At 60.8% G+C, this 25,928-nt stretch carries 27 protein-coding genes; 14 read left to right on the top strand and 13 right to left on the bottom strand.

The window, feature by feature from the left end; genetic code table 11:
- Positions 1-24: 24 nt before the first annotated feature.
- Positions 25-1,881: a tetratricopeptide repeat protein gene (locus tag GA0061103_RS29375; RefSeq protein ID WP_092717738.1), complete on the bottom strand. Its 1,857-nt coding sequence runs from the start codon at positions 1,879-1,881 to the stop codon at positions 25-27.
- A 123-nt stretch (positions 1,882-2,004) separates the two neighbouring features.
- On the bottom strand, positions 2,005-2,670 hold the full coding sequence (gene tlpA, locus GA0061103_RS29370) for a thiol:disulfide interchange protein TlpA (protein ID WP_092717737.1): 666 nt from the start codon (positions 2,668-2,670) through the stop codon (positions 2,005-2,007).
- Positions 2,671-2,693: 23 nt separating this feature from the next.
- Here tlpA and argH point away from each other — a divergent pair, with 23 nt between their 5' ends.
- The 4 genes from argH (at position 2,694) to GA0061103_RS29350 (ending at position 8,666) form a co-directional block, all read left to right on the top strand.
- Complete coding sequence (argH, locus tag GA0061103_RS29365) at positions 2,694-4,094, top strand: argininosuccinate lyase (RefSeq protein WP_092717734.1); 1,401 nt, start codon at positions 2,694-2,696, stop codon at positions 4,092-4,094.
- A 100-nt stretch (positions 4,095-4,194) separates the two neighbouring features.
- Positions 4,195-4,386: an LPS translocon maturation chaperone LptM gene (gene lptM, locus GA0061103_RS29360; RefSeq protein ID WP_092717731.1), complete on the top strand. Its 192-nt coding sequence runs from the start codon at positions 4,195-4,197 to the stop codon at positions 4,384-4,386.
- Between the two features lie 13 nt (positions 4,387-4,399).
- Positions 4,400-5,671, top strand: a complete 1,272-nt coding sequence (lysA, locus tag GA0061103_RS29355) for a diaminopimelate decarboxylase (RefSeq protein WP_092717728.1) — start codon at positions 4,400-4,402, stop codon at positions 5,669-5,671.
- A 241-nt stretch (positions 5,672-5,912) separates the two neighbouring features.
- A complete protein-coding gene (locus tag GA0061103_RS29350) occupies positions 5,913-8,666 on the top strand; it encodes a TIGR02302 family protein (protein ID WP_092717725.1) in 2,754 nt (917 codons plus the stop codon).
- A 75-nt stretch (positions 8,667-8,741) separates the two neighbouring features.
- On the opposite strand, the gene GA0061103_RS29345 is transcribed toward GA0061103_RS29350, so the two are convergent.
- The 3 genes from GA0061103_RS29345 to GA0061103_RS29335 form a co-directional block, all read right to left on the bottom strand.
- Entirely contained in the window at positions 8,742-9,101 is a 360-nt protein-coding gene (locus tag GA0061103_RS29345; RefSeq protein ID WP_069612925.1) for a response regulator, read from the bottom strand.
- 159 nt (positions 9,102-9,260) lie between these two features.
- The gene (gene hpt / locus GA0061103_RS29340; protein ID WP_075853764.1) at positions 9,261-9,809 is read right to left on the bottom strand and encodes a hypoxanthine phosphoribosyltransferase; all 549 of its coding nucleotides are present in this window, start codon (positions 9,807-9,809) and stop codon (positions 9,261-9,263) included.
- 189 nt (positions 9,810-9,998) lie between these two features.
- Positions 9,999-10,664: a hypothetical protein gene (locus GA0061103_RS29335; protein WP_092717721.1), complete on the bottom strand. Its 666-nt coding sequence runs from the start codon at positions 10,662-10,664 to the stop codon at positions 9,999-10,001.
- Positions 10,665-10,874: 210 nt separating this feature from the next.
- On the opposite strand from GA0061103_RS29335, the gene ftsE reads away from it, so the two are divergent.
- From ftsE to GA0061103_RS29315, 4 genes are all read left to right on the top strand, one after another.
- Positions 10,875-11,534: a cell division ATP-binding protein FtsE gene (gene ftsE, locus GA0061103_RS29330; protein WP_047630762.1), complete on the top strand. Its 660-nt coding sequence runs from the start codon at positions 10,875-10,877 to the stop codon at positions 11,532-11,534.
- An 88-nt stretch (positions 11,535-11,622) separates the two neighbouring features.
- Positions 11,623-12,570, top strand: a complete 948-nt coding sequence (locus tag GA0061103_RS29325; protein ID WP_092717718.1) for a cell division protein FtsX — start codon at positions 11,623-11,625, stop codon at positions 12,568-12,570.
- Positions 12,571-12,639: 69 nt separating this feature from the next.
- Entirely contained in the window at positions 12,640-13,362 is a 723-nt protein-coding gene (locus GA0061103_RS29320) for a YdcF family protein (RefSeq protein ID WP_092717714.1), read from the top strand.
- 190 nt (positions 13,363-13,552) lie between these two features.
- Complete coding sequence (locus tag GA0061103_RS29315; RefSeq protein ID WP_092717711.1) at positions 13,553-14,356, top strand: lysophospholipid acyltransferase family protein; 804 nt, start codon at positions 13,553-13,555, stop codon at positions 14,354-14,356.
- 35 nt (positions 14,357-14,391) lie between these two features.
- Here GA0061103_RS29315 and GA0061103_RS29310 read toward each other — a convergent pair whose 3' ends face one another.
- The gene (locus GA0061103_RS29310; protein WP_092717709.1) at positions 14,392-14,964 is read right to left on the bottom strand and encodes a gamma-glutamylcyclotransferase; all 573 of its coding nucleotides are present in this window, start codon (positions 14,962-14,964) and stop codon (positions 14,392-14,394) included.
- 11 nt (positions 14,965-14,975) lie between these two features.
- Here GA0061103_RS29310 and GA0061103_RS29305 point away from each other — a divergent pair, with 11 nt between their 5' ends.
- Entirely contained in the window at positions 14,976-15,989 is a 1,014-nt protein-coding gene (locus GA0061103_RS29305; protein WP_092717705.1) for a DUF2125 domain-containing protein, read from the top strand.
- 4 nt (positions 15,990-15,993) lie between these two features.
- On the opposite strand, the gene GA0061103_RS29300 is transcribed toward GA0061103_RS29305, so the two are convergent.
- The 4 genes from GA0061103_RS29300 to GA0061103_RS29285 form a co-directional block, all read right to left on the bottom strand.
- The gene (locus GA0061103_RS29300) at positions 15,994-16,422 is read right to left on the bottom strand and encodes a GNAT family N-acetyltransferase (protein ID WP_092717702.1); all 429 of its coding nucleotides are present in this window, start codon (positions 16,420-16,422) and stop codon (positions 15,994-15,996) included.
- A gap of 27 nt (positions 16,423-16,449) precedes the next feature.
- The gene (locus GA0061103_RS29295; RefSeq protein WP_092717699.1) at positions 16,450-17,379 is read right to left on the bottom strand and encodes a prephenate/arogenate dehydrogenase family protein; all 930 of its coding nucleotides are present in this window, start codon (positions 17,377-17,379) and stop codon (positions 16,450-16,452) included.
- Positions 17,376-18,485 carry a histidinol-phosphate transaminase gene (gene hisC / locus GA0061103_RS29290; protein ID WP_092717695.1) on the bottom strand — a complete coding sequence of 370 codons (1,110 nt, stop codon included), beginning with the start codon at positions 18,483-18,485 and terminating at the stop codon, positions 17,376-17,378. The genes GA0061103_RS29295 and hisC overlap by 4 nt, the downstream gene beginning before the upstream one ends.
- 101 nt (positions 18,486-18,586) lie before the next feature.
- Positions 18,587-19,330: a class I SAM-dependent methyltransferase gene (locus GA0061103_RS29285; protein WP_092717925.1), complete on the bottom strand. Its 744-nt coding sequence runs from the start codon at positions 19,328-19,330 to the stop codon at positions 18,587-18,589.
- 88 nt (positions 19,331-19,418) lie between these two features.
- On the opposite strand from GA0061103_RS29285, the gene gloB reads away from it, so the two are divergent.
- The 3 genes from gloB (at position 19,419) to GA0061103_RS29270 (ending at position 21,906) form a co-directional block, all read left to right on the top strand.
- A complete protein-coding gene (gloB, locus tag GA0061103_RS29280) occupies positions 19,419-20,189 on the top strand; it encodes a hydroxyacylglutathione hydrolase (protein WP_092717693.1) in 771 nt (256 codons plus the stop codon).
- A complete protein-coding gene (locus GA0061103_RS29275; protein ID WP_092717690.1) occupies positions 20,189-20,614 on the top strand; it encodes a cupin domain-containing protein in 426 nt (141 codons plus the stop codon). The genes gloB and GA0061103_RS29275 overlap by 1 nt, the downstream gene beginning before the upstream one ends.
- A 134-nt stretch (positions 20,615-20,748) precedes the next feature.
- Positions 20,749-21,906: an esterase gene (locus GA0061103_RS29270; protein WP_092717687.1), complete on the top strand. Its 1,158-nt coding sequence runs from the start codon at positions 20,749-20,751 to the stop codon at positions 21,904-21,906.
- A gap of 22 nt (positions 21,907-21,928) precedes the next feature.
- On the opposite strand, the gene yddG is transcribed toward GA0061103_RS29270, so the two are convergent.
- Complete coding sequence (yddG, locus tag GA0061103_RS29265) at positions 21,929-22,828, bottom strand: aromatic amino acid exporter YddG (protein WP_092717683.1); 900 nt, start codon at positions 22,826-22,828, stop codon at positions 21,929-21,931.
- A gap of 139 nt (positions 22,829-22,967) precedes the next feature.
- The gene (locus tag GA0061103_RS29260; protein ID WP_092717680.1) at positions 22,968-23,744 is read right to left on the bottom strand and encodes a DUF3108 domain-containing protein; all 777 of its coding nucleotides are present in this window, start codon (positions 23,742-23,744) and stop codon (positions 22,968-22,970) included.
- Positions 23,745-23,981: 237 nt separating this feature from the next.
- Between GA0061103_RS29260 and rpmB the strand changes: the two genes are divergently transcribed.
- On the top strand, positions 23,982-24,281 hold the full coding sequence (rpmB, locus tag GA0061103_RS29255; protein ID WP_004107717.1) for a 50S ribosomal protein L28: 300 nt from the start codon (positions 23,982-23,984) through the stop codon (positions 24,279-24,281).
- A gap of 117 nt (positions 24,282-24,398) precedes the next feature.
- Positions 24,399-25,034 carry a queuosine precursor transporter gene (locus GA0061103_RS29250; protein WP_092717677.1) on the top strand — a complete coding sequence of 212 codons (636 nt, stop codon included), beginning with the start codon at positions 24,399-24,401 and terminating at the stop codon, positions 25,032-25,034.
- A gap of 51 nt (positions 25,035-25,085) precedes the next feature.
- On the opposite strand, the gene GA0061103_RS29245 is transcribed toward GA0061103_RS29250, so the two are convergent.
- Positions 25,086-25,838, bottom strand: a complete 753-nt coding sequence (locus GA0061103_RS29245) for an alpha/beta fold hydrolase (protein ID WP_092717674.1) — start codon at positions 25,836-25,838, stop codon at positions 25,086-25,088.
- Positions 25,839-25,928 lie beyond the last annotated feature (90 nt).

Raw genomic sequence — 25,928 nt, 5'->3', positions numbered from 1 at the left:
AGAAATTAAAATCGGTCAGCGGGCCTATGCGCTCCGCGTCCAAGGTGCGCCAGCCGCCGAAATCCGGGAACGGTATTCGTTCGCCCGCCGCTCCAGAAGCAGCTCGAACGCCTGTTTGATCCTGTGTACATGCGGCGTCTTGTATTCGAAGCCCGCATTGTGAAGGTGGATCAGCATCGACGCGTTGACCTCGAAGATCACCACCTTGCCCTCGGAATCGAGCGAGCAGTCTATACCGAAATAATCGAGCCCGATCTGGCGGCGGATGGCATCAAGGGCAGCCATGCCTTTCGCTCCGAAGACGCATTCGGGCTCATTGAGAAACCCCTCCTCCTCCCTGCGCATCCATTCGACACTGGCCATGCGCGTCGAGGCATGATGCACCTTCCAGCCATCGCCGATGGCGAGATGATAGGGGAGGATCTGGTCTCCGACGAAGATGAAGCGATATTTGCGAAACAGCTCATCGGGTGAGCTGTAGTTGACGAAATCCGTCAGATAGAGGGTCTGCTCTCCAGCCTCCTCGGCAAAGCGCAGCAATGCGTCGGCATCCCTGGCCAGTTCCATCATATCGCCGCCATGCTTGCCCGCATGACGCACGATCAATGGAAAGGCACTGGTATCGCCATCACGCACGCGCCGCCGCAAATCCTTGGCCTCGATCCGAACGGTCGTCGGCATGACTGCGTCCGCAACGCCGGCCAGACGCCGCGAGATGGATTCGCGATCCGTCGCCAGCATCAGCCGCGGATGATTGACGACGGGCCTGTGCAGGGAATCGGCGACATCGATGGCGGACGCCATGACATCAAGCCCGAAATCGGTTTCCGAGACGAGATTGACGACGACATCGACCCGATCGCTGCAGTCCTGCGGATCGTTGCGATAATTGCGCAGGACAAAGAGCACTTCGGTATCGAAGCAGCTATCTCTGATCAGATCCTCGTAGGGTGTGTTGCCGGCCTCGGGCGAGAAGAGCAGGAGCGTTCGAAACTTGGCAGGCTTCTTCGCCGCCGGGTAATTGCGAACCACACCCATCTCGGCAACGATTTGAAAACAAACATGCGCGGCCGCCGGATTTCCGAACCTGAGTTCGAGCTTGCCGCAAAGCACCAGCGCATCGCGGTCGCTCGGTTCGACGCGCAGCGCCTGTTGGGCCGTCATCAGGGCTTCGCGGTAGCGCCCCATCGCCTCCAGCGCCTGCGCCTTGTTGCAGAGGCAGCGGAAATCATTGGGAAAGCGCGACAATCCCTTGTCATAGGCTGCGATCGCCTTGTCGAAATCGCGGTATTTCTGGAGAAGATCGCCAAGTTGCGACCACGATCTCACATCGTCGGGCGACTGATGGCAGCTGCGCAAGGCTGCCTGCATAGCCTCCGGCATATTGCTCAGCGACTCGATGACCTCCAGGCGCTTGGCAATGGCCGGACTAAAGTCGCTTTTGAGAGAGATCGCCTTATCAAGGCTCGAAAGCGCCTCGACCGACCGCCCCAGCTGTTGAAGCACGAACCCTTGATGGTACCAGGATGCCGCGTCGTCCGGCTGCGCGGCAACCACTTTGTCGTAACACCGCAGCGCCCGGATAAGGTCGCCACTGCTTTGATATGCCGTGCCGAGACCGGATATCGCTTGAATATAATCGGGCTTGAGACCAAGCGCCGCCTCGAACCACAGGGCCGCGTCCTGCGGCCTGCCGACCTGCAGCAGCAGAAATCCCAGCATATTGCACATGACCGGTTCGCGGCTGACAAGCTCGCGGGCCGATAGCAATAGCTGGATGGCGTCCTCATAACGACCGGCACCCGCCAGGGCCTCGGCCTGAGCCAAGACATGGGGAGCCGCTGATGCATCGGCTGAAGCATGCGCAGGAGACTGGTTCATCTGGATCGATTTTCAAAAAGTGCCTGGGGTGATTCCAGCCTCTCAACTGGGGCTTACCCGAGGATGACCTTGCTTCGATCCATGCCAGATCTTGACGCCTGACGGCCGGGACGAACGAACGCGTTACAGCGCCGTTGCGGCCTTCACCAGGTTCTTGGCATCCTCGCTGTCCCAGACGGCCGGCCCATTCATGGCCGATAGCAGGCAGCCCTTGTTGTCGATGAGCAGCGTCACCGGCAAACCGAAGGCCAGCCCCTGCTTCTTCAGTACGTTGAACACGCCCATCGTATTGTCGCGATAGTAGCCAAGCTTGTCGATCGCATATTCCGCACGAAAGGCCTTGGTCTTTTCGTCGTCGCCGGTATCGATATTGACGGCAACCACCTCGAACTTGTCGCTGCCGACGCTCTTCTCAAGCGCATTCAGCGCCGGCATTTCTTCGCGGCACGGTACGCACCATGTCGCCCAGACATTCAGGAGCACAGTCTTGCCGGCGAAACTGCTGATCGACAGCGGCTGCCCGTCAGCTCCCTTGAAGGAAACGCCCTGAAGCGAGATCGGCGCCGGCGGCACGCTCATGGCGGCCACTTGGCCCTTGGTAAAGGGCGTCAGCGCAGCCGCGCGATCTCTGGCGGTCCCGCACTGATCGGCCGAGGCCGTTTCACCAATGCCATTGCCATACCCTGCCTCCTTCACGTATACCGCTGCCGCACCGGCAATAACCCCGGCGACGGCAGCAAGCATAACGAGTTTCATGGACGGCAGACCGAACGGCTTCTTTGCTGTCATTTCATTCTCCAGGTGGGCATCTCATGACTGACGGCACGGACACCAAATCCTCCAACCAGATGTGGGGCGGGCGTTTTGCTTCCGGCCCCGCGGCGATCATGGAGGAGATAAATGCCTCGATCGATTTCGACAAGAAGCTGTTTGCCCAGGATATCCGCGGCTCAATCGCGCATGCGAGCATGCTCGCCAATCAAGGCATCATTTCAACCGAGGATAAAGACAAGATCGTTCACGGGTTGAACACGATCCTGTCAGAGATCGAGAGCGGCAATTTCGAGTTTTCGCGCCGCCTGGAAGACATCCACATGAACATCGAGGCGCGGCTTGCGACCTTGATCGGCCCGGCCGCCGGCCGCCTGCACACCGCCCGCTCGCGCAACGACCAGGTGGCGCTCGATTTCCGCCTGTGGGTCAAGGAAGAGCTGCAGAAGTGCGAGCAGGCGCTGACCGAGCTGATCGCAGCCTTCCTCGACCGCGCCGAGGAACATGCCGAAACCGTCATGCCCGGCTTCACCCATCTGCAGACCGCGCAGCCCGTCACCTTCGGCCATCATTGCATGGCCTATGTCGAGATGTTCGGCCGCGACCGCTCGCGCGTCCGCCACGCTATCGAGCACATGGACGAATCGCCGATCGGCGCCGCGGCCCTTGCCGGCACCGGCTTCCCGATCGATCGCCACATGACGGCCAAGGCCCTCGGCTTCCGCGAGCCGACCCGCAATTCGATCGATACCGTCTCCGACCGCGATTTTGCCCTCGAATTCCTGTCGATCGCTGCCATCGCCGGCGTGCACCTGTCGCGGCTTGCCGAAGAGATCGTCATCTGGTCGACGCCGCAGTTCGGTTTCGTGCGCCTCTCCGACGCCTTCTCTACCGGCTCCTCGATCATGCCGCAGAAGAAGAACCCGGATGCGGCCGAACTTGTGCGCGCCAAGACCGGCCGCATCAACGGCTCGCTGGTGGCGCTGCTGACTATCATGAAGGGTCTGCCGCTCGCCTATTCCAAGGACATGCAGGAAGACAAGGAACAGGTCTTCGACGCCGCCGAGAGCCTGGAACTGGCGATTGCCGCCATGACCGGCATGATGCGCGACATGACGATCAACACCGCCCGCATGAAGGCTGCCGCCGGCTCAGGCTATTCGACCGCCACCGATCTCGCCGACTGGCTTGTGCGCGAGGCAGGCCTGCCGTTCCGTGACGCCCATCACGTAACCGGACGCGCCGTGGCGCTTGCCGAAAGCAAGTCCTGCGAGCTGGCGGAGCTCTCGCTTGCAGACCTGCAGGCAATCCATCCCGATATCACCGACAAGATTTTCGATGTGCTGACAGTCGAAGCCTCCGTTGCCAGCCGCAAGAGCTTCGGCGGCACGGCGCCCTCGGAAGTGCGCAAGCAGATCGCCTTCTGGCGCGCTCGCAACTGAAAAGACTGACGAAAACGCACTTCAACAATCAGGGTGCACAAGACACGGAAACTTCGCTAATAAGAGTGGCTTTCGCGTTTTGTCGCCCAAGAGGATTTCGATGCAGATCAACATGCCGCACATCATCCGCCTGACCGTCGTGCTTTCGGTCGTCGGCCTTGCCGTCGTCGGATGTGGCCGCAAAGGCCCTCTCGATCCGCCGAGTGCTCATGCGACCAAGGGTGGCGACGTTTCCAAGCCGACCAAAGAGCCCTCTCCGGACAAGAAGTTCTTCCTCGATCCGCTTCTCTGATTAGGCATCGGCCGTGAACCATTTTCAGTATCGTGACGGCATCCTCTACGCCGAGGATGTCCCTGTTCCCGAGATCGCCAAGGCGGTCGGCACACCCTTCTACGTCTATTCGACGGCAACGCTCGAACGCCACTACCGCGTCTTCGCGAAAGCCTTCGGCGATGTCGACGCCATGGTCTGCTACGCCATGAAGGCCAATTCCAATCAGGCGGTGCTGAAGACGCTCGGCCGCCTCGGCGCCGGTGTCGACGTCGTCTCCGTCGGCGAACTGCGCCGCGCACTGGCCGCAGGCATTCCGGCAAGCCGCATCATGTTTTCCGGCGTCGGCAAGACGGCGCAGGAAATGGACGTGGCGTTGGAAGCCGGCATCTACTGCTTCAACGTCGAATCCGAGCCGGAGCTGGAGGTGCTGAACCAGCGCGCCGTCCGCGCCGGCAAGGTCGCCCCGGTCTCCTTCCGCATCAATCCCGATGTCGATGCCCGCACCCATGCGAAGATTTCGACCGGCAAGAAGGAAAACAAGTTCGGCATCTCCTGGCAACGCGCCCGCGCCGTCTATGACCGCGCCGCTAGCCTGCCTGGGATCAAGGTCACCGGCATCGACATGCATATCGGCAGCCAGATCACAGAGCTGCAGCCGTTCGACGACGCCTTCAAGCTGCTGCGCGACCTCGTGGAAACTTTGCGCACAGACGGCCACGACATCCATCACGTCGATATCGGCGGCGGCCTCGGCATTCCCTATCACGACGACAACAATCCGCCGCCACTGCCGGATGCCTATGCCGAGATCGTCAAGAACCAGCTGCGCGGCCTCAATTGCCAGATCGTCACCGAACCCGGCCGCCTGATCGTCGGCAATGCCGGCATTCTCGTGACCGAGGTCATCTATGTGAAGGATGGCGGCGACAAGAGCTTCGTCATCGTCGATGGCGCCATGAACGATCTCATACGGCCGACGCTCTATGAAGCCTATCACGAGATCCGCCCGGTTGTGACGAGTGCTGCCGATGTCAAGCGCATCAAGGCCGATGTGGTCGGCCCGGTCTGCGAGACGGGCGATTATCTGGCACTCGACCGCGAGATGGCACTGCCGAAGCCCGGCGATCTCCTGGCCGTCGGTTCGGCTGGCGCCTATGGCGCCGTGCAGGCCGGCACCTACAACAGCCGGCTTCTGGTTCCCGAAGTGCTGGTCAAGGGTAAAGAATTCCACGTCATCCGCCCGCGCGCGACCTACGAGGATCTGATCGGCCTGGATTCCATCCCGGCCTGGCTCGAAGGGTAATCGGCTTCAATCCATGTATTTCGGGCGGGACGGTAGAATAGCCGCCCTACCCGATCACGTTTCAGCGAAGTCCGATGAAAAAACAGCCTTTGGCGCCCACTGCCCTCGTCTTCGCCACAAAGAATGTTATCTTTGATGAAATGGCGTCTCGCCGGGCGCCGCAAGTTCGGACATGTGGGATGTCCGGCCATTTCCAACGGGCCACTAGCCATCAACGTCAGATCGGGAGAAAACCGGACCGATGACCAGCCCCAGCAACCCTAAGAAGGGCGCTTTCGCCACCCGTCCGGCGCTGGCGCGCATGGTTGCGGTCAAACGTCTCTTCGCGCGGCTGGTGCTCGTCAGCGAACAGCTTCTGCCACGGCTGCTGTTGCCGGCATCCATTCTGGCCCTGTTCCTGTCCTTCGCTTGGTTCGGCATTTTCCGCATTGCACCGGATGCTCTGCGCTTTCTGCTGCTTGCCGTCTTCGCAGTCGGCTTCGCCGTCTCCCTCTATCCGCTGCGCCGCCTGCGCTGGCCGAACACCATCGAGGCGGACCGACTGCTGGAGGAGCGCAATGGTCTCGCCCACCAGCCTGTCACGGTGCAGGAAGACGAACCGGCGCTCGACACCCCTTTTGCCCGCGCGCTCTGGCGCGAACACCAGACGCGCATGGCCGAACGCATCGCCGCCCTGGATGCCGGTCTGCCGAGGCCGGATATCACGCGCTACGATCGCTTCGCATTGCGCGCCATCCCAGCATTGCTGCTGGTAACGGCCTTCAGCTTTTCCATGTCCAATAGCGGCGGCGCGCTCAGTGATGCCTTCACGGCATCGACCTCGACATCGAGCAACCCGGATGTCCGTGTCGACGCCTGGGTTACCCCACCCTATTACACCGGCGAAGCGCCGGTCTATCTGACAGGCAATGTCGACAATGCCGGCAATAGCCTGAACGTACCGCAATTCTCCGAGCTCACTGTGCGTGTTTCGGGTGCTGCGACGGATGAGAAAGTGCTGTTCCAGGCGGCTGGCGCGGAAAAGAGCGTCGAAATCCCCGAGCAGACCGCTGATGCCGATAAGCAAGGCCCTGCCGGCGCGAAGCCTGCAACGCCTCCTGCCGTGCCGCCGGCAGCAAACGGCACCGGCAATATCCCGGCCGCGGACGGAATGGTTGCCCGCACCCATGTTCTCAAGCTTGAAAAGGGCGGCGAACTGACCGTCAACGGCAAGTCCTGGTCCTTCAATGTGGTTGTCGACAAGCCGCCGGAGATCACCTTCGACGGCATTCCGCATGCGACGACCGGCAGCGCATTGGAACTCGGCTTCAAGGTCAAGGATGATTATGGCGTCGAGGAAGCCCATGCCGAGATCGTGCCGGTGGAATCCGATCCGGCCGCCAAACCCCTATATGGCTTGCCCGAATACAAGCTGGAGCTTCCGCGTCGCGACCGCCGCAATGGCAAGGGTCTGGCGAGCCACGATCTGACGCAGGATCCGCTTGCCGGCAAGCGCGTCCGCATCACCCTCGTCGCCAAGGACGGTGCCGGCCAGACCGGCCGCAGCGCGCCCTATGAGATGGTATTGCCGTCCCGCAATTTCAGCCAGCCGCTTGCCGCAGCCGTTGCGGAAGAACGCCAGGTCTTTGCGCTCGACACGCGGAAGATGCCGGAGGCGATCGAACTCAACAAGTCGCTGACCATCCGACCGGAAGAAACAATCCCCGATCTCGGCAATTATCTCGCAATCAAATCCGCGTTGACGCGGATGAAGCTCGCAAGCAACGAGGCCTCGCTGAAGGATACCGCCGACTATCTCTGGCAGATCGCGCTCGGCATGGAGGACGCACAGCTGACCGATGCGGAAAAAGCGCTGCGCGACGCCCAGCAGAAGCTTTCCGACGCGCTGCAGCGCAACGCCTCCGACGCCGAGATCAAGAAGCTCACCGACGAGCTGCGCAAGGCGATGGACGCCTACATGAAGGAACTGGCCGAGCGTATGCGCAACATGCCGGCACAGCCGAACCAGCGCTCCGCCAATATCCTGCGCCAGCAGGACCTGCAGCGCATGATGGATCAGATCGAGAATCTCGCCCGCTCCGGCGACCGCCAGGCCGCGCAGCAGATGCTTTCCGAGCTGCAGCAGCTGATGAACAGCCTCCAGGCCGGGCGGCCGCAGCCCGGACAGCAACAGCAGAACCAGGCCAACGACAAGATGCGCGAGCAGATGGACAAGCTCGGCCGCATCATGCGCGATCAGCAAAAGCTGATGGATCAGACCTTCAAGCTCGATCAGGCCATGCGCGACCGCATGCAGCGCGGCGATCCCAACGAGGACGGCGATGGCCTGATGGATCAGCCCATGCCCGGCCTTAACGACCCGATGCGTCCGGATATGGGCCAGCGCAATCAGGGCCAGCAGGATCAGCAGCAAGGCCAGAACCAGCAAGGCCAGAAGGGCAAGGACCCCACCGACAACATGACGGCCGATCAGCTGCGTGACGCGCTGAAGCAGCTGCGCCAGCAGCAGGAGGATCTCGGCAAGCAGCTCGGCGAACTGCAGAAAAACCTTGGCTCTCTGGGCATGAAGCCGAACCAGAATTACGGCAAGGCGCAGCAGGAAATGAAGGGCGCCTCAGGCCAGCTTGCCGAGGGCAATGGCGAAGGCGCCGTCCAGGGCCAGGGACGCGCGCTGGATGCCCTGCGCAAGGGCACCCGCGAGATGATGAACCAGCTCATGGCCCAGATGCAGCAGCAGGGCCAAGGTCAGGGTCAGGGTCAGGGCCAAGGCCAGATGCCGGGACAGATGGGCCAGGGCGGTCAAAACGGCCGTGATCCGCTCGGCCGGCTACGGGATGGCCCCTTGGATGCGCCCGATAGGGACATGGTGCCGAAGATCATCGACGCCCAGCGCGCTCGCGAAATTCTCGATGCCATTCGCGAACGATTGAGCAACAATCCCACGCTGAGCGAAGAACGGCGCTATCTGGAACGTTTGCTGAATTTGGGTCAGTAATGCTGCTTTGAAGCTATCCGCATATGACCAGAATGGAGCCAGCACGGGAACAACCGTGCTGACCAGAAATCGATGTCAGGCAGCCAATGCCCGCGCAACAGCCTTGCGGATATCGGGCAGCGCGAAGGGCTTGGCGACGACGTCGACGATCTTTTCCATGAGGTCGTCAGCGCGCTCGCGCTGCTCCGCATAGCCCGTCATCAGCAGGATCTTCATCCCCGGGCAGGTCGAATGCGCCTGATGGGCAAGTTCGATGCCATCCATCACGGGCATGCGGATATCCGACAGCAGCAGGTCGTAGCCGCCCTGCTTCAGTTTCTCCAAGCCTTCCGCGCCATCGGCTGCCTCTTCGGTCTCGTGACCGTCCAAGCGCAGCGCGCGGGCGACGAAGGTGCGAAGCGAATCTTCGTCTTCCGTGATCAGAATTTTTGCCATGGTCCGTGCTCCTGGTCCGTCATGTTCCGCGACCGAAATCACCAGAATTCCGTTTGCGATAGGTAAACAAGGGACAGGCGATCAGGCTCCGTGGTTAACGGTTCGTCATCGTTGGAGCAGAGTGAGACAGGCGGAGGCCCCGCCTGCATTAACTTAAGATCAGGCCTCGGCGTCGCCGGTGACGACACCGACGAAGGGCAGTTCGCGGAAGGCGTAGGCGACATCCATGCCGTAGCCGACAACGAAATAATCGGGGCATTCGAAGCCGACATAATCGGCCTCCAGCTCTTCCTGACGCTTGACGCTCTTGTCGAGCAACACGGCCAGCGTAACGTTGCGGGCGCCACGCTCATAGAGCAGCTCCTTGGCGAAACGCAACGTGCGGCCCGATTCCAGAATATCGTCGATCAGCAGAACGTCGCGGTCCTTAACATCGCTGTCGATATCCTTGACGATGCGCACGCCCTGGGACGTCGTGCCGGCGCCGTAGCTCGAAAGGGTGATGAATTCGACTTCGGGCGCAAGCCCGGTCTCATGCAGCGCCCGCAGCAAATCGGCTGCAAAAATGAACGAGCCCTTGAGGATGGCGATGACGAGGAGGTCCTTCGTCGGCCCACTGGCGATTTCCTTCGCCAGGGCATGATTGCGCTCGGCGATCTGCTCGGCAGTGAAAAGCGGCTCGATATTCTTCCCGCGTACGACAGGCATTGATTGGCATGCTCCATGGCTAAGCGGCCCCTGGCCGCCGATCAAGCTCTACAGCGCCGCGCGTCATATATGACGCGCAAAGGTCGCTGTAGCACTTTTAATCTGCTGCATAATTTTATCCTTAAATCGAAATCGATTTAAGGAACTATGCAGTAGCCCGTAGCACAATCGGCAAGCCCGACACACCCCCTAAGGCATGAAGGAAAGCCGAACTTCCGGCGTTTTTCCACCGGGATGCTGCAATCGCGTCGAGAATCCGCGGCTTTCATGCGGCGCAAGACGATCGACCGGCGTATCCACTACGATGCTTCTGACTAGCTGATCTCCGGCGAAAAGATCGGCACGCACCTGTGGGACCGAAAGCGTGGCGCCGCTGACATTTTCGATGATGCCATTCAATCTCAATACGGGCAGACCGTTCTCATCCCGCGGGGTCAGCGTCACATGCGAGAACTGCAGCGGGTCGGCCGCCGCATCGGCTGGCGCGCCGGAGAGGCCGGAAAAACCGCCGGAAAGACCGAAAATCAATATTGCGAGGCAAACGATGAGCGCCACGAAGCTGCGCCGCGATGCCTGCTGCAAAACCTCCTCGACACCACGCAGGACGGACAGGATGCGCGAGAAGGCGGTCGTGCGCGTCACCGGCTGCGGTTTTGATTGGGCACGCCCGCCATAACGCATATTGACGCCCGATGCCGCCCGCCCGCGCGGGACGGAAACAGTCACGAATTCGGCATCGACGATATCGGGTTTCGGCATGACGTAATGCACCTGGCCCGACCCCGCTCCGCGTTCGGGCGGAATGAGGTCATAAATCAGCCCCGTCTGTTGTTGACGGTGGCGAAAAGCGCCCATGATGGCCTCCCGTTGCGGTGATCCACATGGTTTCGACGCCCATTGCCAATCTGGGCATTGAAACGAATCCTGCCCAGTCGTAAATTTTATTGGTTAATGCTTCGCAAAGATCGCCATGAATGGGGCGCCTTTCCAGAAAAATTTACCGGCTGTTAATGCCATTGGTTAACAAGTCGCCTGATTGAACCCTGCGGAAGACTGGACTGCCCGTTGATTCATTTTGAGAACGTCGGTTTGCGCTACGGCATGGGTCCGGAAATCCTCCGCGACCTGAGCTTCGACATACCGAAGAAATCGTTCCAGTTCCTGACCGGCCCTTCCGGCGCCGGCAAGACGACGCTGCTGCGGCTGCTCTTCATGTCGCTGCAGCCGACGCGTGGGCTGATCCGCATGTTCGACCGGGAGATCTCCTCGATCCCGCGCAATGAACTGCCGCTGCTGCGCCGCCGTGTCGGCATCGTCTTTCAGGATTTCCGGCTGCTCGAGCATCTGACGACATACGAAAACGTCGCCCTGCCCCTGCGCGTGCGCGGCAAGGAGGAAAGCTCCTACCGCACCGACGTTTTGGAACTGCTGAAATGGGTTGGCCTCGGCGAGCGCATCAACGTGCTGCCACCGGTTCTCTCGGGCGGCGAGAAGCAGCGCGCCGCCATCGCCCGCGCCCTCATCGACCGCCCGGAAATCCTGCTTGCCGACGAACCGACGGGCAATGTCGACCCGCCGATGGCACGCCGCCTGCTCAATCTCTTTCTGGAACTCAACCGCCTCGGCACCGCCGTCGTCATTGCCACGCACGATCTCGCCCTGATGGACCAGATCGAGGCGAGGCGCATGATCTTATCGGGGGGGCATCTCGATATCTATGACTGACCCCCGCCCCCGCAGGACAGCCCCGAACACCGGAGCTCCGCAAGCACGGCAGGCGCCCGCTGCACCTACGGAGCGCAAGCGCCCGGAGATGCGCGTGCGCCCGACGGGACCGATCGTGCCGTCCTCCAACATTCAGGGCAATGCGCTGATCGTCGTCATCGCCATCATGGCCTTTCTTGCCTGCCTGACGCTCGGCGCGGTCAGCATGGTGCGCTCGACGGCGGCAAGCTGGGAGAGCCAGATTTCCCGCGAGATCACCATTCAGATCAAGCCGGATGACAATCTCGACATGGAAAAGGCGCTCGCGAGCGCCCGCGATATCGCATTGAGCTTTGTCGGCACCAAATCGGGCCAGATCGTCGACGAGGCGGCCACCGCGCGCCTGCTCGAACCATGGCTCGGCGCCGGCCTCGATATCAAGGAACTGCCCGTTCCGCGCCTCGTCATCATCACCATCGACGAGACGCATCCGCCTGACTTCGAGGCGATGCGCAGCCTGCTCAAGGCGCAGATCCCGCAGGCAACCCTGGACGACCATCGCACCTGGGTCGACCGGCTCGTGTCGATGGCGCATACCACCGTTCTCATCGGCACCGGCGTCCTGTTGCTCGTCTTCACCGCCATGGTCCTGACGGTGGTTTTCGCCACGCGTGGCGCATTGTCAGGCAATCGCCATATCGTCGAAGTTCTGCATTTCGTCGGCGCCGAAAGCACCTTTGTCGCCAATGAATTCCAGAAGCATTTCCTGAAGATCAGCCTCAAAGGGTCGGGAGCCGGCAGCGCGCTCGCCGCCTTGTTTTTCGCGACAGCCGGCATTCTGCAGAGCCATACGATCGCCACGCCGCAGACCGATCAGGCAACGGCATTGTTCGGAACTTTCTCCGTCGGCGCGCTTGGCTATATCGGCATTCTCGCCACCATGATCATCATCGCGCTGCTGACGACGCTGACGGCGCGATTCACCGTCATGCGCACGATCTACGAGATCGATCTGATCCGTTCCGATCCCGGGCGGACGGATAGCGTACAGAATTGACGCTTCAGCGATGTTTTTTTACCGTTTGCCAGCCCGTTCCTTGCCGCAATTGGCGTATAATACCGAATCATGAGCATGGATCTGACGACTCGCAAGTCCGTGAGTTTGCAGTCGCTGCGGGCACAACCCCGCGGCGATAGACCCGTGCGCCGCAGCCTGTTCCGCCGTCTCCTGCGCTGGGGCGGCTTCGCTTTCATTTTTTTGGTCGCCATCATTTTCGGCGGCTTCCTGCATTTCGCCGATTCGATCACCACCTTGAAGCCGCCGCTTGACCCGAAGGCCGATGCCATCGTGGTGCTGACGGGCGGCTATCAGCGTATCGATCAGGCGGTGGAGCTGCTGCGCACCGGTGCCGGCAACCGCCTGCTGATATCGGGCGCGCATCCGACCACCACGCCGACGCAGATCCGCAAGCTGACGCAGAGTTCCGCAAGCCTGTTCAGCTGCTGTGTCGATATCGGCTATGACGCGCTCGATACGATCGGCAATGCACGCGAAGCGGCAAAATGGATTCACGCCAGGGGCTATAAGAGCGTTCTCGTGGTGACGAACAACTACCATATGCCCCGCAGCCTCGCCGAACTGAAATATGTCGATCCCTCGACCGACTTTATCCCCTATCCGGTCGTCAACTCCGATCTGAAGACCAAGAACTGGTTCACGGACCCGAACGCGCTGCGGACGATGATCTCGGAATATGCCAAGGTCCTCCTTGCCGGCGCCCGCAACCTGACCGGCCTCGGGCGGCCGGTAGGCCTGCGTTCCCGACAACCGGTCGAGGACGACGACTGAGGCTCGCCGCGCCGGATTGCGTAGCGGTTTTGCATGACATCGAGAGCTTCACCCGCAAAGAGCGAATGTCGGAGAGAGCGATGCGCCTGAAGACGCGAAAACCACGCAAACACCGACTTTTTATTGACGCTGTAATCGTGTAGGCAAATTTTCGGATGCCGGCGCAAGCCGGTGCATTGGGAAAGCCTCGATGATTATCTTGCGTTCGATCCTGTTCAACACAGTCTTCTATGCCAATCTGATCATTCGCATGATCGTATTGACGCCGATCTATTTCCTGATGCCACGCAAGGCGGCCTATGCAATCCCCAAGGCATGGGCGAAATCCAGCACCTGGCTGATGGAGAAAATCGTCGGCACCACCTTCGAGATCGAGGGGTTGGAGAATCTCCCCAAAGGCAGCTTCATCTTTGCGCCCAAGCATCAATCCTTCTGGGATACATTCGCACTGCTGCCCTATCTGGACGACCCGGTCTATATCCTGAAGCGCGAGCTGATGTGGATTCCATTGTTCGGCTGGTATGCCGGTAAGCAGCGCATGATCCCGGTCGATCGCAGCGCCCGCGGCAAGGTCATGTTCGATGTCCTGAAGCGCACACGCGAAGAACTTGCCACGGGCCGCCAGCTCATCATCTACCCTGAGGGTACGCGCCGGCCGCCGGGCGCCGAGCCGGTCTATAAATACGGCATTGCCCGCATGTATCGCGATCTCGGCATCCCCGTCGTCGCCGTTGCCATGCATCCTGGCCTCTTCTGGCCGCGCCGCACCTTCCGCAAGTATCCTGGCCATATCAAGGTGCGCATCCTGCCGCCGATCGAGCCCGGCATGGACCCGGATGCCTTTTTCGCGCGCCTGATCGAGGAGACGGAAAGAGCAAGCGACGAGCTGCTGGTCGAAACGATCGCCAACAACCCAAACCTGCCGGTCCCGCCGACGGCGGCGCGGCGTCTGGCCGAAATCGCCAAAGCAAAACCCGTTACCGCCGCAGTCTAGGCCTACACGAAGCGTCTCGGCACGAGGAATTACACTCAGGATGCCTTTCGCATCCGCTCCACTTCGCCGGCAACCTCTTCGAGCCAATGATCGCGGATGCCCATGTCGCGCAGATGCGTCAGCGTATTGAAGAGATAGGCATCGTTCGGGCCGGAGCGGCCGATGGCAGCTTCCACCACATGCGCCGCCTCGATCGCATCCAGCGAGCCGGCATATTGCCTGTGGTTGCGGTCGACGACATAGGCGACGGCGGTCACGCGTCGCCCGTCGGCGAGCCGGATCGGCAGGGTCTTTTCCAGATAGACGTTGGTGACGAGTTCGCGCTCACGCAGATAGATCAGCACCTCATCCCAGGAAGCGGCCGGCACGCGAAAGGCCATGCCGCGGCAGGAGCCGCCGCGGTCGAGGCCGAGGACGAGACCGGGGTTTTCTTCCGTGCCGCGATGGACCCAGGAACGGACGCAGAGCGAACGACGATAACCAAAAATCAGGGCCTCGGCCCGCTCTCCATAACCAAAGCCCGGATTCCACATGAGGGATCCGTAGCCAAACACCCAAAATTCGTCCATATCCAACGCCAAATCACTGTGAAGCTTCAGTCCAACCATTGGAGAACAACATGGCAGCGTCAAGCCAGAGCGTAACGACCGGTCGAGGCAAGCGTCTGTGGCTCATCCTTCTGGGGCTGGTGGTGGTCCTGGCCGGTCTTTATACCGGCGGCTGGTACTACGCGACCAGTTTCGTCAGGGCCAATGTCCTGAAGGCGCTCGGCCAGCAAAACAGCGCCGGCGTTGCCGGCAAATGCGAGAACATGGCCTTCAACGGCTTCCCCTTCTCCATTGGCCTCACCTGCGACACGGTGACGGTCGACAACCAGACACGTGGCGTCTCCACCAATTTCGACAGGCTCAGCGCCTCCGCACCGGTCTTTCAACCCAACCACGTCAGCTGGAGCCTGAAATCCCCCGCCGAGTTGCGGACGACGGAGGGCCTGACCGTGTCGGCCGAATGGGCCGACCTGCAATCGAACCTTGTTGCCAAGGGCCGCGGCGTCGCGCAGACTCAGACCGTCATCGAAGGGCTGAAGGCCGGTATCGTCTCCTCCGCCACCGGCCAGAGCCTCAATGTCACCGCTGCCCACACGGAGATGCATGCCAGCCAGAATGGCGGCGATCTGGATTTCGCCATCGGCGTCGAAAACGCCAATGCCGTCATCAAGGACTTTCCGCAGACGCTGCCGACCGCATCGACCAGCGCCAACGTGACGCTGTCAGGCAAGGCCGGCCTGCTCGATGGCAGCGATCGCCAGGGCCTTCGCGGCACCGCGGGCGTGCTGCATCAGGCCGTCATCGATATCGGCGATGGCCGCATCATGACGCTTTCCGGCCCCTTCAATTTCGACGATGAAGGTTTACTGTCCGGTCAGTTCAAGCTGGAGATCAACCAGATCGGCCCCTGGGGCGATAGCCTGACGACCACGCTTCCCGCTGCCAAGAACATCATCAAGACGGCCACGAAGATGCTGAAGGCGCTCGCCAATGGCGGTGACAAGGTCTCCGTCCCGCTGGCGGCCGATCGCGGCCGTCTCTCGCTCAGCGGCTTCATCCCGCTCGGCAAGATTCCACCGATCTGAGAGCCTATCCTTTGCGGACGCCGGAGATATCCTTCACGAAGAATATCTCCGGGCTCGACTGGATGATGCGAAGGTCGATGCTACCGGCGGCCTTGAAACCGTTGCGGCGGTGCCAAGCCTGCGGCTCAGCTTCCGCCCATTCGCTCGATGTCATCAGATGCTCGGCGCCCTCGTCGATCATGGCGCTTTCCCAGGCGAGGAACAGAGCCGTGCCGACGCCGGCATGCCGGTGCGTGGGCAGCACGCGGATCATGTCCATGTAGGGTATCTTGCCCCAGAAACGGCTGAACCGCAGGAAGCCGATAAGCTCGCCATCATGCTCCGCTACGAAATACTCGCCATAACAGATGCAGCGCCTGGCCCAATCCTCACCCACATCGTCGTGAGAGACGAGCCAGGTCAGGTCTTCGGAGCGCCCGCGTCTGACGATCATGAGCGCCCCTCCCTTGCGTGAAAATGCCTATTCCTTCGCATCCAGTGCATGGCGGCCGAAGTCAGGCACGTCGACGTCCTGGCCTGCTTCGACGATCGAGCGACGAATGGCGCGCGTACGCGTGAACAGTTCGAAGATCTTGTCGCCGTCCCCCCAGCGGATGGCCCGTTGCAGCGAGGCCAGATCCTCGGAGAAGCGCGACAGCATCTCGAGGATCGCATCGCGATTGTGCAGACACACATCGCGCCACATGGTCGGATCGGACGCGGCAAGGCGAGTAAAGTCGCGGAAGCCGGAAGCGGAATATTTGATGACTTCCGATTCGGTCACCGTCTCCAGATCATCGGCGGTGCCGACGATGTTATAGGCAATGAGATGCGGCAGATGCGAGACGATCGCCAGCACCTTGTCGTGATGCTCCGGATCCATCTCGTCGACACGCGAGCCGAGAGCCTCCCAGAACGTGCGAAGTGTCTTGATCGCAGCCTCATCGGTGCCGGGAACCGGCGTGAAGATGCACCAGCGGCCCCGGAACAGTCCGGGAAAGCCGGCATCCGGGCCGGATTTCTCCGTACCTGCGAGCGGATGGCCCGGAATGAAATGCACGTTGGAGGGCATATGCGGCTGCATCTGCGCGATGACCGACGCCTTGGTCGAGCCGACGTCCGTAACGATGGCGCCCGGCTTCAGATGCGCAGCGATGTCCTTGGCGACGCTCTCCGAGGCGCCCACAGGCACCGAAACGATGACAAGATCGGCATCCTTAACCGCCTCGGCCGAGGACGGCGTATAGCGATCGCCGAGCTTCAGCTCTTCGGCACGCTTCAGCGTGTCAGTGCTGCGCGTCGAAATCACCACGTCCTTGGCAAGGCCGAGGCGCTTGATGTCGTGGGCGATGGAAGAGCCGATGAGGCCGATGCCGATCAGCGCGATACGGTCGAACTGGATGCTGCTCATGCCTTGCGTCCCATAAATTCGGTCAATGCGTCGATGACGCCGAGATTGGCCTCTTCGGTGCCGATGCTCAGGCGCAGCGAATTGGGGAAGCCGTAGGCCCGCACGGCGCGCAGAATATAGCCGCGGCTCGTCAGGAAATCATCCGCCTCGGCCGCGCGCTTGCCGTCGCTGTCGGGGAAATGGATCAGCACGAAATTCGCGACCGACGGCGTCACCTTGAGGCCAATCGCTTCAAGCGCAGCCGTCATCTTGTCGATCCAATGCGTGTTGTGCGCAACGGCGGTTTCCGTAAAGGCCTGATCGCGAATGGCGGCGGCACCCGCGGCAATGGCGGCGCCGTTCAGGTTGAACGGGCTGCGCGTCCGGTTCAACGCATCGATGACATCCACCGGACCATACATCCAGCCGATGCGAAGCGAGGCTAAGCCGTAGACCTTGGAGAAGGTGCGGGTCATGACGACGTTCTGGTTCGACGAAACGAGTTCGAGGCCGGCCTCATAGTCGTTGCGGCGGACATATTCGGCATAGGCGGCATCGAGCACGAGCAGGACGTGCTTCGGCAGGCTTGCCTGCAGGCGGCGGATCTCGCTGACCGGGACATAGGTTCCCGTCGGGTTGGCCGGATTGGCGATGAAGACCATCTTGGTCTTCTCGGTAACGGCCGCGAGGATCGCATCGACATCGACGGTGCAGTCTTTTTCCTTGACCGTCACCGGCGTCGCGCCGGCGGCCATGATCTGGATCTTGTAGACCAGGAAGCCGTGCTCGGTGATGATGCCTTCGTCACCAGTATCGAGATAGGTATGGCAGAGCAGGCCCAGCAATTCGTCGGAACCGTTGCCGCAAAGGATGTTGGCGACATTCAGCCCATGCACGTCGGCGATCGCCTGACGCAATTCCTTGGCCTGGCCGTCCGGATAACGCTCGAGGTTGCCGGCAGCACTGCGGAAGGCCTCGATGGCCTTGGGGCTGGCGCCGAGCGGCGTCTCGTTCGAGGAGAGCTTGAACACGCGCGCAACGCCCGGCGCATGCTCCTTGCCCGGCACATAGGCAGCGATATCGAGGATGCCGGGACGCGGGAGGGGCTTGCTCATTTCCATGCTCATGGGATCGACCTTGGGAAAGACCGGAAAATCCGGTTTGTGACACCCCGTCGCATTAATGCGGAAACGCGGTTTTGTCGAGTGTCAGGGATCAACCGAGCATATCACGTGCCATCACGCGTCGTCGGTATGCCGCGTGGCGCAAGCACCGGCACGAAGACGCGGCGCGAGGCGCGAACGGCAACAGGCAACCCCTGATAAAGCCGCTTCTGCGCTTCGACGATGATAACACCGGAAAAGGCCGGCCACAGGGTCCGCCCGACCCGCTCGAAAGCGCGGCGCAGCCGCAGCACGGTGCGCAGCTTCGAAGGCGGGAAGAACAGTGCCTCGGCCGTTGCACCCGGCGTGAAATTTGTTTCCCTAAGCAACGAGGTCAGCTGACCGCGCGAATAGGGGCGGCCGGAACCGAACGGCGTGTGTTCCATGCGTGCCCAGACGCCGCGCCGGTTCGGCACGGCAATGACAAGCCGCCCCCCGGGCGCCAAGACACGCCACAGCTCCTTCAACGTCTCCCGCGGACTTTCGGCAAATTCCAGCGAATGCACCATCAGCACGCGGTCGATCGAACTGTCCGGGAGCGGCAGTTCTTCATCGAAGATCAGCGCCGTCGACGATGCTGAGCCCAACGGCCAGTTCACCGCCCCCTGCCCTGCTGGCATGAAGGCGAAGGTGCGCTCGGTATCGGCGCGGAAACGATCGAGATAGGGCACGGCATAGCCGAGGCCGACAAGCCGCTCCTCGGGCATCCTCGCCCAGATGGAGGCAAGCGCCATGGCGATCGACTGCTCCGCCAAGCGACCGAGCTCGGAATGATAGAACTGGCGGAGATCGACAATATCGGCGTGCATCGAACAAATGTTATCAGCCGAGCGTTGGACTTCAAGGCCGAACGGCTTACATTCTGTACCAACCGAAAAGACAAGGACGATTTCAATCATGAAGCCATTGGAATTAGAGATTTTTATCTGCCGGTCCGACAATTACGGCGTCTTGGTCCATGATCCCGAAACCGGGCTGACGGCATCGATCGATGCCCCGGAGACAGAGGCGATCCTGAAGGCCGCCGAACGCCGCGGCTGGACCATCAGCCATATTCTGACGACCCATCATCACACCGATCATGTCGACGGCAATCTGGCGCTGAAGGAGCAATTCGGCTGCGAGATCATCGGCCCGATCAACGAGGCTGTCGCTATTCCCGGTCTCGATCGCGCCGTCGCCGACGGCGACGTGTTCGAGTTTGCCGGCCATACGATCAACGTCATCGAAACACCAGGCCATACCGCCGGCCATATCTGCTATCACTTCGTCGACGACAAGCTGCTCTTTGCCGCCGACACCCTGTTTGCGCTCGGCTGCGGCCGCCTCTTCGAGCGCACGCCCGCCGACATGTGGGCCTCGCTGCAGAAACTCGCCGTGCTGCCGGATGAGACGGCCGTGTATTTCGGTCATGAATATACGCTTTCCAACGCCCGCTTTGCGCTGACCATCGATCCCGACAACGAGCGGCTGAAGGCGCGTGTGGCCGATATCGAAGCGTTGCGGGCCGCCGGCAAGTTCACAATCCCGACGACGCTGGCGCTGGAGAAGGAAACCAATCCCTTCCTGCGCGCCGCCGACCCCTCGATCCGCCGCCACCTGCTGATGGAAAGCCGCAGCAACGACGAGGTCTTCGCCGAGATCCGCAAGCGCAAGGACAATTTCTGATGCAGGCAAAAGAGATTATCGAAACGCTTTCCATGCAGCGGCATCCGGAAGGCGGCTGGTACGTGCAGACCTTCCGCGACGAAAATGGCGGCGACCGCGGCCATTCCACTGCAATCTACTATCTGCTCGAGGCCGGTGACCGCTCGCATTGGCACCGGGTGCACGATGCGGCCGAGGTCTGGCACTATTACGCCGGCGCGCCGCTTGCTTTGCACCGCTCGGCCGATGGTAAGACCAGCGAAAGGCTGGTCCTCGGCCTCGATCTGGCAAACGGCGAGCGCCCGCAGGCGATCATTCCGGCCAACTGGTGGCAGTCGGCGGAAAGCCTCGGGCAATTCACGCTTGTCGGCTGCACGGTCTCCCCCGGCTTCGAATTTTCAAGCTTCGAGATGGCGCCACCTGACTGGAAGCCGGCTTCCGACTGACCCTATTTTACCTTTCATTGACATCGCACAGGATGCGGCCAGACAGCGCGCCGCGACGGTCTTGAAAAAGCGACGCGCTGTGTCAGCTTTACACGGGGGAAGTGAAAATTGATTCATCTGGAGGAGGTTTTTTCGTGCGTTTGTTGTTTCCTTTGCTCGTCGCGGCAGGCTGTGTCATGAGCGCTCCTGTCTTTGCCCTTGATGCACCGGCCTCGCCGCCGGCCGAAAAGCCGCTGAAAAACTTCGTGACCTCGGTCGAGAAGGATGGCTCGATCACCTTTCGCCTCTATGCGCCTGCGGCAAAGGCGGTTTCCGTCACCTTGGGTTCGCGCGATCCCATCGCCATGCAACACAGCGACGATGGCACATGGAGCGCGAAGACGGAGGTGCTGAAGCCGAATCTCTACGAATATTACTTCAACGTCGACGGCTTCCGCAGCGTCGACACCGGCACCAATGCGCCGAAGCCGCAACGGCAGGTCAATACCAGCCTCATCCTGGTGCCTGGCAGCATTCTTGATATCCGCAACGTGCCGCATGGCGACCTGAGGCTGGTGACCCTGCATTCGAAGGCACTCGATTCGGAACGGCAGATGTATGTCTACACGCCGCCCGGCTACACCGATTCCTCCAAGCCGCTGCCCGTGCTCTACCTCTATCATGGCTTCGGCGATACTGTGGGGTCCTGGGTCCTCCAGGGCCGCGCGCCGCAGATCCTCGACAATCTCCTTGCCGAAAAGAAGATTGAGCCGATGATCGTCGTCATCCCGGATACGGAAACCGACGTACCGAACGCGATCGCCGAAAACTTCCCCGCCGCCGATCGTCGCGCGAATTTCTATCCGGCGAACGCCGAGGCGGCCGATCGTGAGCTGACGGAAGATCTTATCCCGTACATGAAGAAGCATTATCGGGTGAGAAACGAGGCTAGCGGCCGCGCCGTTGCCGGCTTGTCGCAGGGCGGCTATCAGGCCCTCGTGTCAGGCCTTTCGCATCTGGATACCTTCGGCTGGGTCGCGACCTTCAGCGGCGTCAGCACGACGACCGTTCCGAACAAGACAGTCGATGCCGTGCTGAACGAGCCGGAAAAGATCAACAAGGCTCTGCATAACTTCACGGTGACCGTCGGCAGTAAGGATCAGGTCGTCGGCAAGGATGTAGCCGGCTTGAAGGCGACGCTCGACGCCAAGAAGATCAAGCACGAATACCATGAATATCCCGACCTCCAGCATGAGATGGATGTCTGGCGCCCGTCGCTCGTGGCATTCCTCGGAGAGGTTTTCAAGAAATAAGCGGCAGTGATCCGCGGCGGAGCTACTCCGCCGCTTCCGCCTGCGTCCGCACGCCATCGTCCCGGTGCAGGATCATCCGATGAGCGGCCAGTACCGCCCCACCGGTCACGAGTAGGCAGGCGAGCGCGATGCCCCAACTCGGCTCGGCAAAACCGAACAGCGTCAGGATCAGCGTCGACAGCAGCGGCGCGGCATAGCTTGCCGCGCCGAGGATCTGGATATCGCCGTTCTTGACACCATAATCCCAAGCATAGAAGGCCGCCCCGACCGGAAAAAGACCCAATCCAAACACGGCAATCCACTGGGCCGGGTTCTCCGGCCAGACGGTTTCCTCAAGGCCGATGTGGCAGAAGAAGGAGAGGATCGAGGTCGCGAGGCAAAATATCGTGACGACATCGGTGGAAACGGCCTCGAAACGGCGCGTGATCAGCGAATAGCCGGACCAGGTGAAAGCGCAGAGAAAGGCCGCTCCATAGCCGACGGCGTAGGCGCCTTCGAAATGAAAGCCATTGCGGCCGACGATCAGCATCGTGCCCGCAAGCCCCATCAACGCACCGACGATGTGATACCAGCGTAGCCGCTCTCCGGGCAGCAGCGCCGAACCGACGACGATCAGCAATGGCCAGAGATAGGCGATCAGGCCCGCCTCCACCGCAGGCGCGTGACGCAGCGCCGTGAAATAGAGAAAGTGGTAGCCGAACAGGCCGGCGATGCCTGTTATCCAAACCTTGGCGGGCTGGCGTAGAAGCTGCAAACGCTCCGGCCGCAGCAACAGTACGACGATGCCGGGAATGCTGCCGATGGCAAAGCAGATGGCGAGCAGCTGAAAGGGTGGCATTTTGCCCGAGGCCACGGTCAAAAGCGCCAGAAACGACCACATCACGATCGCCGAGAAACCTGTCAATGTCGCGCGAAATTTCATCCCTGCCCCTAGCCCCTTGCCGCGGACGTCCCCAGCCCGCTAAAGCGATTCCATCAAGAATGCACAGCAATTTTCCACTGGAAATTGCGTAGAAATAACTACGGGAATCGTCAAGCGCTTCTGTGAAGCAGAGGCCGGTCTAGCTGCCGTATTTTACGGCCGTGATCGTCACCGTCCCGTATTGCGTGGGTATCCGAACGTAGACCGGGGCATAGACATTCATCGTATCGGCCTTGGCGAACCAGATCTCCATATTGTCGCTCTTGGCGAGGTAGACATAGTCCTTGCGCGTGCTCTTATAGCCGCTCTTTGGCGTGAAGCGCACGCCGCAGGCAATGGTCTTGCCCTTGAAGCCATCAGTGGAGAACGGATGCGATCCCTTCGGCGACAGCTTCAGATCCATGCGCATCTCGCCGTCGAAAACGGCCAGCGTCTGGTTGCAGAGATTGAGGCTGGGCGTAATCGGGAAGATCATGCCTGAAATCGGATCGAGCACCGCCTTCAGGTCCTCCCCGGTCAGAGGAACCCAGGTATCCGGGCGCTTCGGCTCGGGCGTGATCGTATTCGATGTCACATTGCCGTTGGCATAGGCGACATCATAGGTGCGCTCTCTCTTGCCGCTCTTGTAGAAGAGCGTGTAGTGCGTCGCCTGCAGCTTGCTGTCGTTGACGACGCCGGTCACATCGGTCTTCGCGTCGATCGACGTGACGAGATCCGCAAGGCCCGCAGAGGTGATATCGCCACGGATGGTGAACTGCTTGCCGCTGACTTCGGTCTTGAAATCCGCCCGGGCAATCGGCAGGCCCGCCAGCGAAACGCGATAGCGCGTTTCATGCCGCAGCACGTCGGCCAGTGCCAGCGACGGCATCGACGCAACGATCGCTGAAATGATAAGCCACTTCCGAATTTGAACCATGATCAAGGCCTTCAACGAGGATCAGGCAAGATATATAGATGCGATACTTGCCTGCTTCGAGCGTCAGACAACAGCAGCTTTTTGACCGAATTGCGGGAAAACACAAGGTTTGGCTTGACGCGGCCAGCCTCTCTGACTATAGAACCGCAACTTTCCAATTATGGCCTGTTGGATTGCGCGCCGGGTTTTGCCTGGGACGTCTATCCGATGGCCGAGAAAAACAAAAGTAGGTGTACCATGTCCCGCATGTGCGAATTGACCGGCAAGGCCGTCCTCGTGGGCAACAACGTTAGCCACGCCAACAACAAGACCAAGCGTCGGTTCCTGCCGAACCTCTGCCAGGTCACGCTGATCTCCGACGTTCTCGGCCAGCGCTATCGTCTGCGCGTTTCCGCTGCAGCGCTTCGCTCTGTCGAACATCGTGGCGGTCTCGACGCTTTCCTCATCAAGGCAAGCGAAAACGAACTCAGCATGCGCGCTCGCCTGCTGCGTCGTCAGATCGTCAAGAAGTCCGCTGAAGCTGCCGTTGCTGCCTAAGCAGCCCTAGCACTTCGCGATTTCATACCGGCTAAGAGGCTTGCACGGATCATCTCCGGACAAGCCTTTTTCCATGTCCGGCTTCCGTCAACTGGTGGCATCTCCCAGGATAAAAAAATGCTGACGCTACGTCATACCTTTATCTACGTAATGCTGATGACGCTGGTCGTCGTCGCTTCCAACATCCTCGTGCAGTATCCGCTGCAAGCGACGCTCGCCGGCATCAATCTTGCGGATATCCTTACCTGGGGTGCCTTCACCTATCCGGTCGCCTTCCTCATCACCGATCTGACCAACCGCCAGTTCGGCCCCAAGGCCGCGCGCAAGGTGGTGTTTGCCGGTTTCGTCGTCGGCGTCGCACTGTCCTTCTATACGGCACAGCCGCGCATCGCGATCGCCTCCGGCTCCGCCTATCTCGCCGGCCAGCTGCTGGATATCTCGGTCTTCAACCGCCTGCGCCGCATGGCCTGGTGGCGCGCGCCACTGTTCGGATCGCTGATCGGCTCGATGCTCGACACGCTGATCTTCTTCTCCTTCGCCTTCGCGCCCTTCTTCGTCTTCTTCGGTCCGAACGATCCCTTCGCGATCGAATGGGCACCGATTCTTGGCGTCTTCTCGACCTCGGCACCGCGCTGGATTTCCTGGGCGATCGGCGATTTCTCGGTCAAGGTGACTGTCGGCCTCGTCATGCTGCTCCCCTACGGCGCGCTGATGAACATGCTAAAGCCGATGTCGCAGGCTCCCACGGCTTGAATGATCGAATGCCCGGCGCGAATCGCTGCCGATTCGCGCCGAGAACGTTTTTCATCGATAAGACAGGCAGGTCAGGACGGCGGATGCGAAGGCATCCGGGCTTTCCGCCATCATTAGATGGCCGGTCTCGGCAATATTGATCCGCGCCGTGCAGAGGGCATTCGCCCAGTCGGGAACATCCCAGCCTTCCGCAGAACGTCGTCCGGCAATCAGATAGACCGGAATACCGGATTGCAGAATACCGCGGACGGCATCCAAATAAGCAGTCTCTCCCGTTGCCGCGACCACCGCCTTGGCTTGCGCCTTGATCGTCGACGGCGGCTGATTGGCGAGCCAACTTCTGCCGAGCGATGATGTCCATCCGTTGATCTCTACGCCGGCGCCAGCCAACCAGGCATCGGGGTCAGCCTCATAGCCGGAGATGATGCTCGCCACCTCCTCATCTGGTTTCACGGCAATCTGGCCAGACCAGAACGCATCCTTCAACGTGAAATTGCCTTCGACGCTCGTCAGCGATCCGACGAGTTGGGGGAAATGCTTAGCAACAAGCACCGAAACCGCACCGCCAACCGAATGTCCGACTAGATGCACCTTGCCCGCATCGAGGCCAGATATGAAACCCGCAATATGGCGCGCTTGATCGAGAAGGGAGAGGCTGCTGACGTCCGCCTCGCGATTGCAGCCATAGCCGATCAGGTCGGGCGCATGAACATCGGCATTGCCAAAGGCAGCCAGGATCTTGGGGTTGCTCAGGCTGCCAAAGAGCCCATGCACCAGCACGATAGGTTTGTCGGGAGCAGACATGTCGAGGAATCCGATAGTTGGAGCAAAGGCGTCGCTTAGCCCACGGCCGACATTTGCTCAATGCCGGCGCAGCGAATAAATCGGCCGGCC

It is taken from the genome of Martinezella multihospitum (assembly GCF_900094585.1).
Taxonomy (GTDB): domain Bacteria; phylum Pseudomonadota; class Alphaproteobacteria; order Rhizobiales; family Rhizobiaceae; genus Rhizobium; species Rhizobium multihospitium.
This window is presented reverse-complemented; position numbering and strand designations above follow the sequence as displayed.

Bases quoted from the DNA above. Each gene is read 5' to 3' on its own strand.
- GA0061103_RS29375 (WP_092717738.1), bottom strand. From the start codon at position 1,881: ATGAACCAGTCTCCTGCGCATGCTTCAGCCGATGCATCAGCGGCTCCC.
- tlpA (WP_092717737.1), bottom strand. From the start codon at position 2,670: ATGACAGCAAAGAAGCCGTTCGGTCTGCCGTCCATGAAACTCGTTATG.
- argH (WP_092717734.1), top strand. From the start codon at position 2,694: ATGACTGACGGCACGGACACCAAATCCTCCAACCAGATGTGGGGCGGG.
- lptM (WP_092717731.1), top strand. From the start codon at position 4,195: ATGCAGATCAACATGCCGCACATCATCCGCCTGACCGTCGTGCTTTCG.
- GA0061103_RS29350 (WP_092717725.1), top strand. From the start codon at position 5,913: ATGACCAGCCCCAGCAACCCTAAGAAGGGCGCTTTCGCCACCCGTCCG.
- GA0061103_RS29345 (WP_069612925.1), bottom strand. From the start codon at position 9,101: ATGGCAAAAATTCTGATCACGGAAGACGAAGATTCGCTTCGCACCTTC.
- hpt (WP_075853764.1), bottom strand. From the start codon at position 9,809: ATGCCTGTCGTACGCGGGAAGAATATCGAGCCGCTTTTCACTGCCGAG.
- GA0061103_RS29335 (WP_092717721.1), bottom strand. From the start codon at position 10,664: ATGGGCGCTTTTCGCCACCGTCAACAACAGACGGGGCTGATTTATGAC.
- GA0061103_RS29325 (WP_092717718.1), top strand. From the start codon at position 11,623: ATGCGCGTGCGCCCGACGGGACCGATCGTGCCGTCCTCCAACATTCAG.
- GA0061103_RS29320 (WP_092717714.1), top strand. From the start codon at position 12,640: ATGAGCATGGATCTGACGACTCGCAAGTCCGTGAGTTTGCAGTCGCTG.
- GA0061103_RS29315 (WP_092717711.1), top strand. From the start codon at position 13,553: ATGATTATCTTGCGTTCGATCCTGTTCAACACAGTCTTCTATGCCAAT.
- GA0061103_RS29310 (WP_092717709.1), bottom strand. From the start codon at position 14,964: ATGGTTGGACTGAAGCTTCACAGTGATTTGGCGTTGGATATGGACGAA.
- GA0061103_RS29305 (WP_092717705.1), top strand. From the start codon at position 14,976: ATGGCAGCGTCAAGCCAGAGCGTAACGACCGGTCGAGGCAAGCGTCTG.
- GA0061103_RS29300 (WP_092717702.1), bottom strand. From the start codon at position 16,422: ATGATCGTCAGACGCGGGCGCTCCGAAGACCTGACCTGGCTCGTCTCT.
- GA0061103_RS29295 (WP_092717699.1), bottom strand. From the start codon at position 17,379: ATGAGCAGCATCCAGTTCGACCGTATCGCGCTGATCGGCATCGGCCTC.
- hisC (WP_092717695.1), bottom strand. From the start codon at position 18,485: ATGAGCATGGAAATGAGCAAGCCCCTCCCGCGTCCCGGCATCCTCGAT.
- GA0061103_RS29285 (WP_092717925.1), bottom strand. From the start codon at position 19,330: ATGCACGCCGATATTGTCGATCTCCGCCAGTTCTATCATTCCGAGCTC.
- gloB (WP_092717693.1), top strand. From the start codon at position 19,419: ATGAAGCCATTGGAATTAGAGATTTTTATCTGCCGGTCCGACAATTAC.
- GA0061103_RS29275 (WP_092717690.1), top strand. From the start codon at position 20,189: ATGCAGGCAAAAGAGATTATCGAAACGCTTTCCATGCAGCGGCATCCG.
- yddG (WP_092717683.1), bottom strand. From the start codon at position 22,828: ATGAAATTTCGCGCGACATTGACAGGTTTCTCGGCGATCGTGATGTGG.
- GA0061103_RS29260 (WP_092717680.1), bottom strand. From the start codon at position 23,744: ATGGTTCAAATTCGGAAGTGGCTTATCATTTCAGCGATCGTTGCGTCG.
- rpmB (WP_004107717.1), top strand. From the start codon at position 23,982: ATGTCCCGCATGTGCGAATTGACCGGCAAGGCCGTCCTCGTGGGCAAC.
- GA0061103_RS29250 (WP_092717677.1), top strand. From the start codon at position 24,399: ATGCTGACGCTACGTCATACCTTTATCTACGTAATGCTGATGACGCTG.
- GA0061103_RS29245 (WP_092717674.1), bottom strand. From the start codon at position 25,838: ATGTCTGCTCCCGACAAACCTATCGTGCTGGTGCATGGGCTCTTTGGC.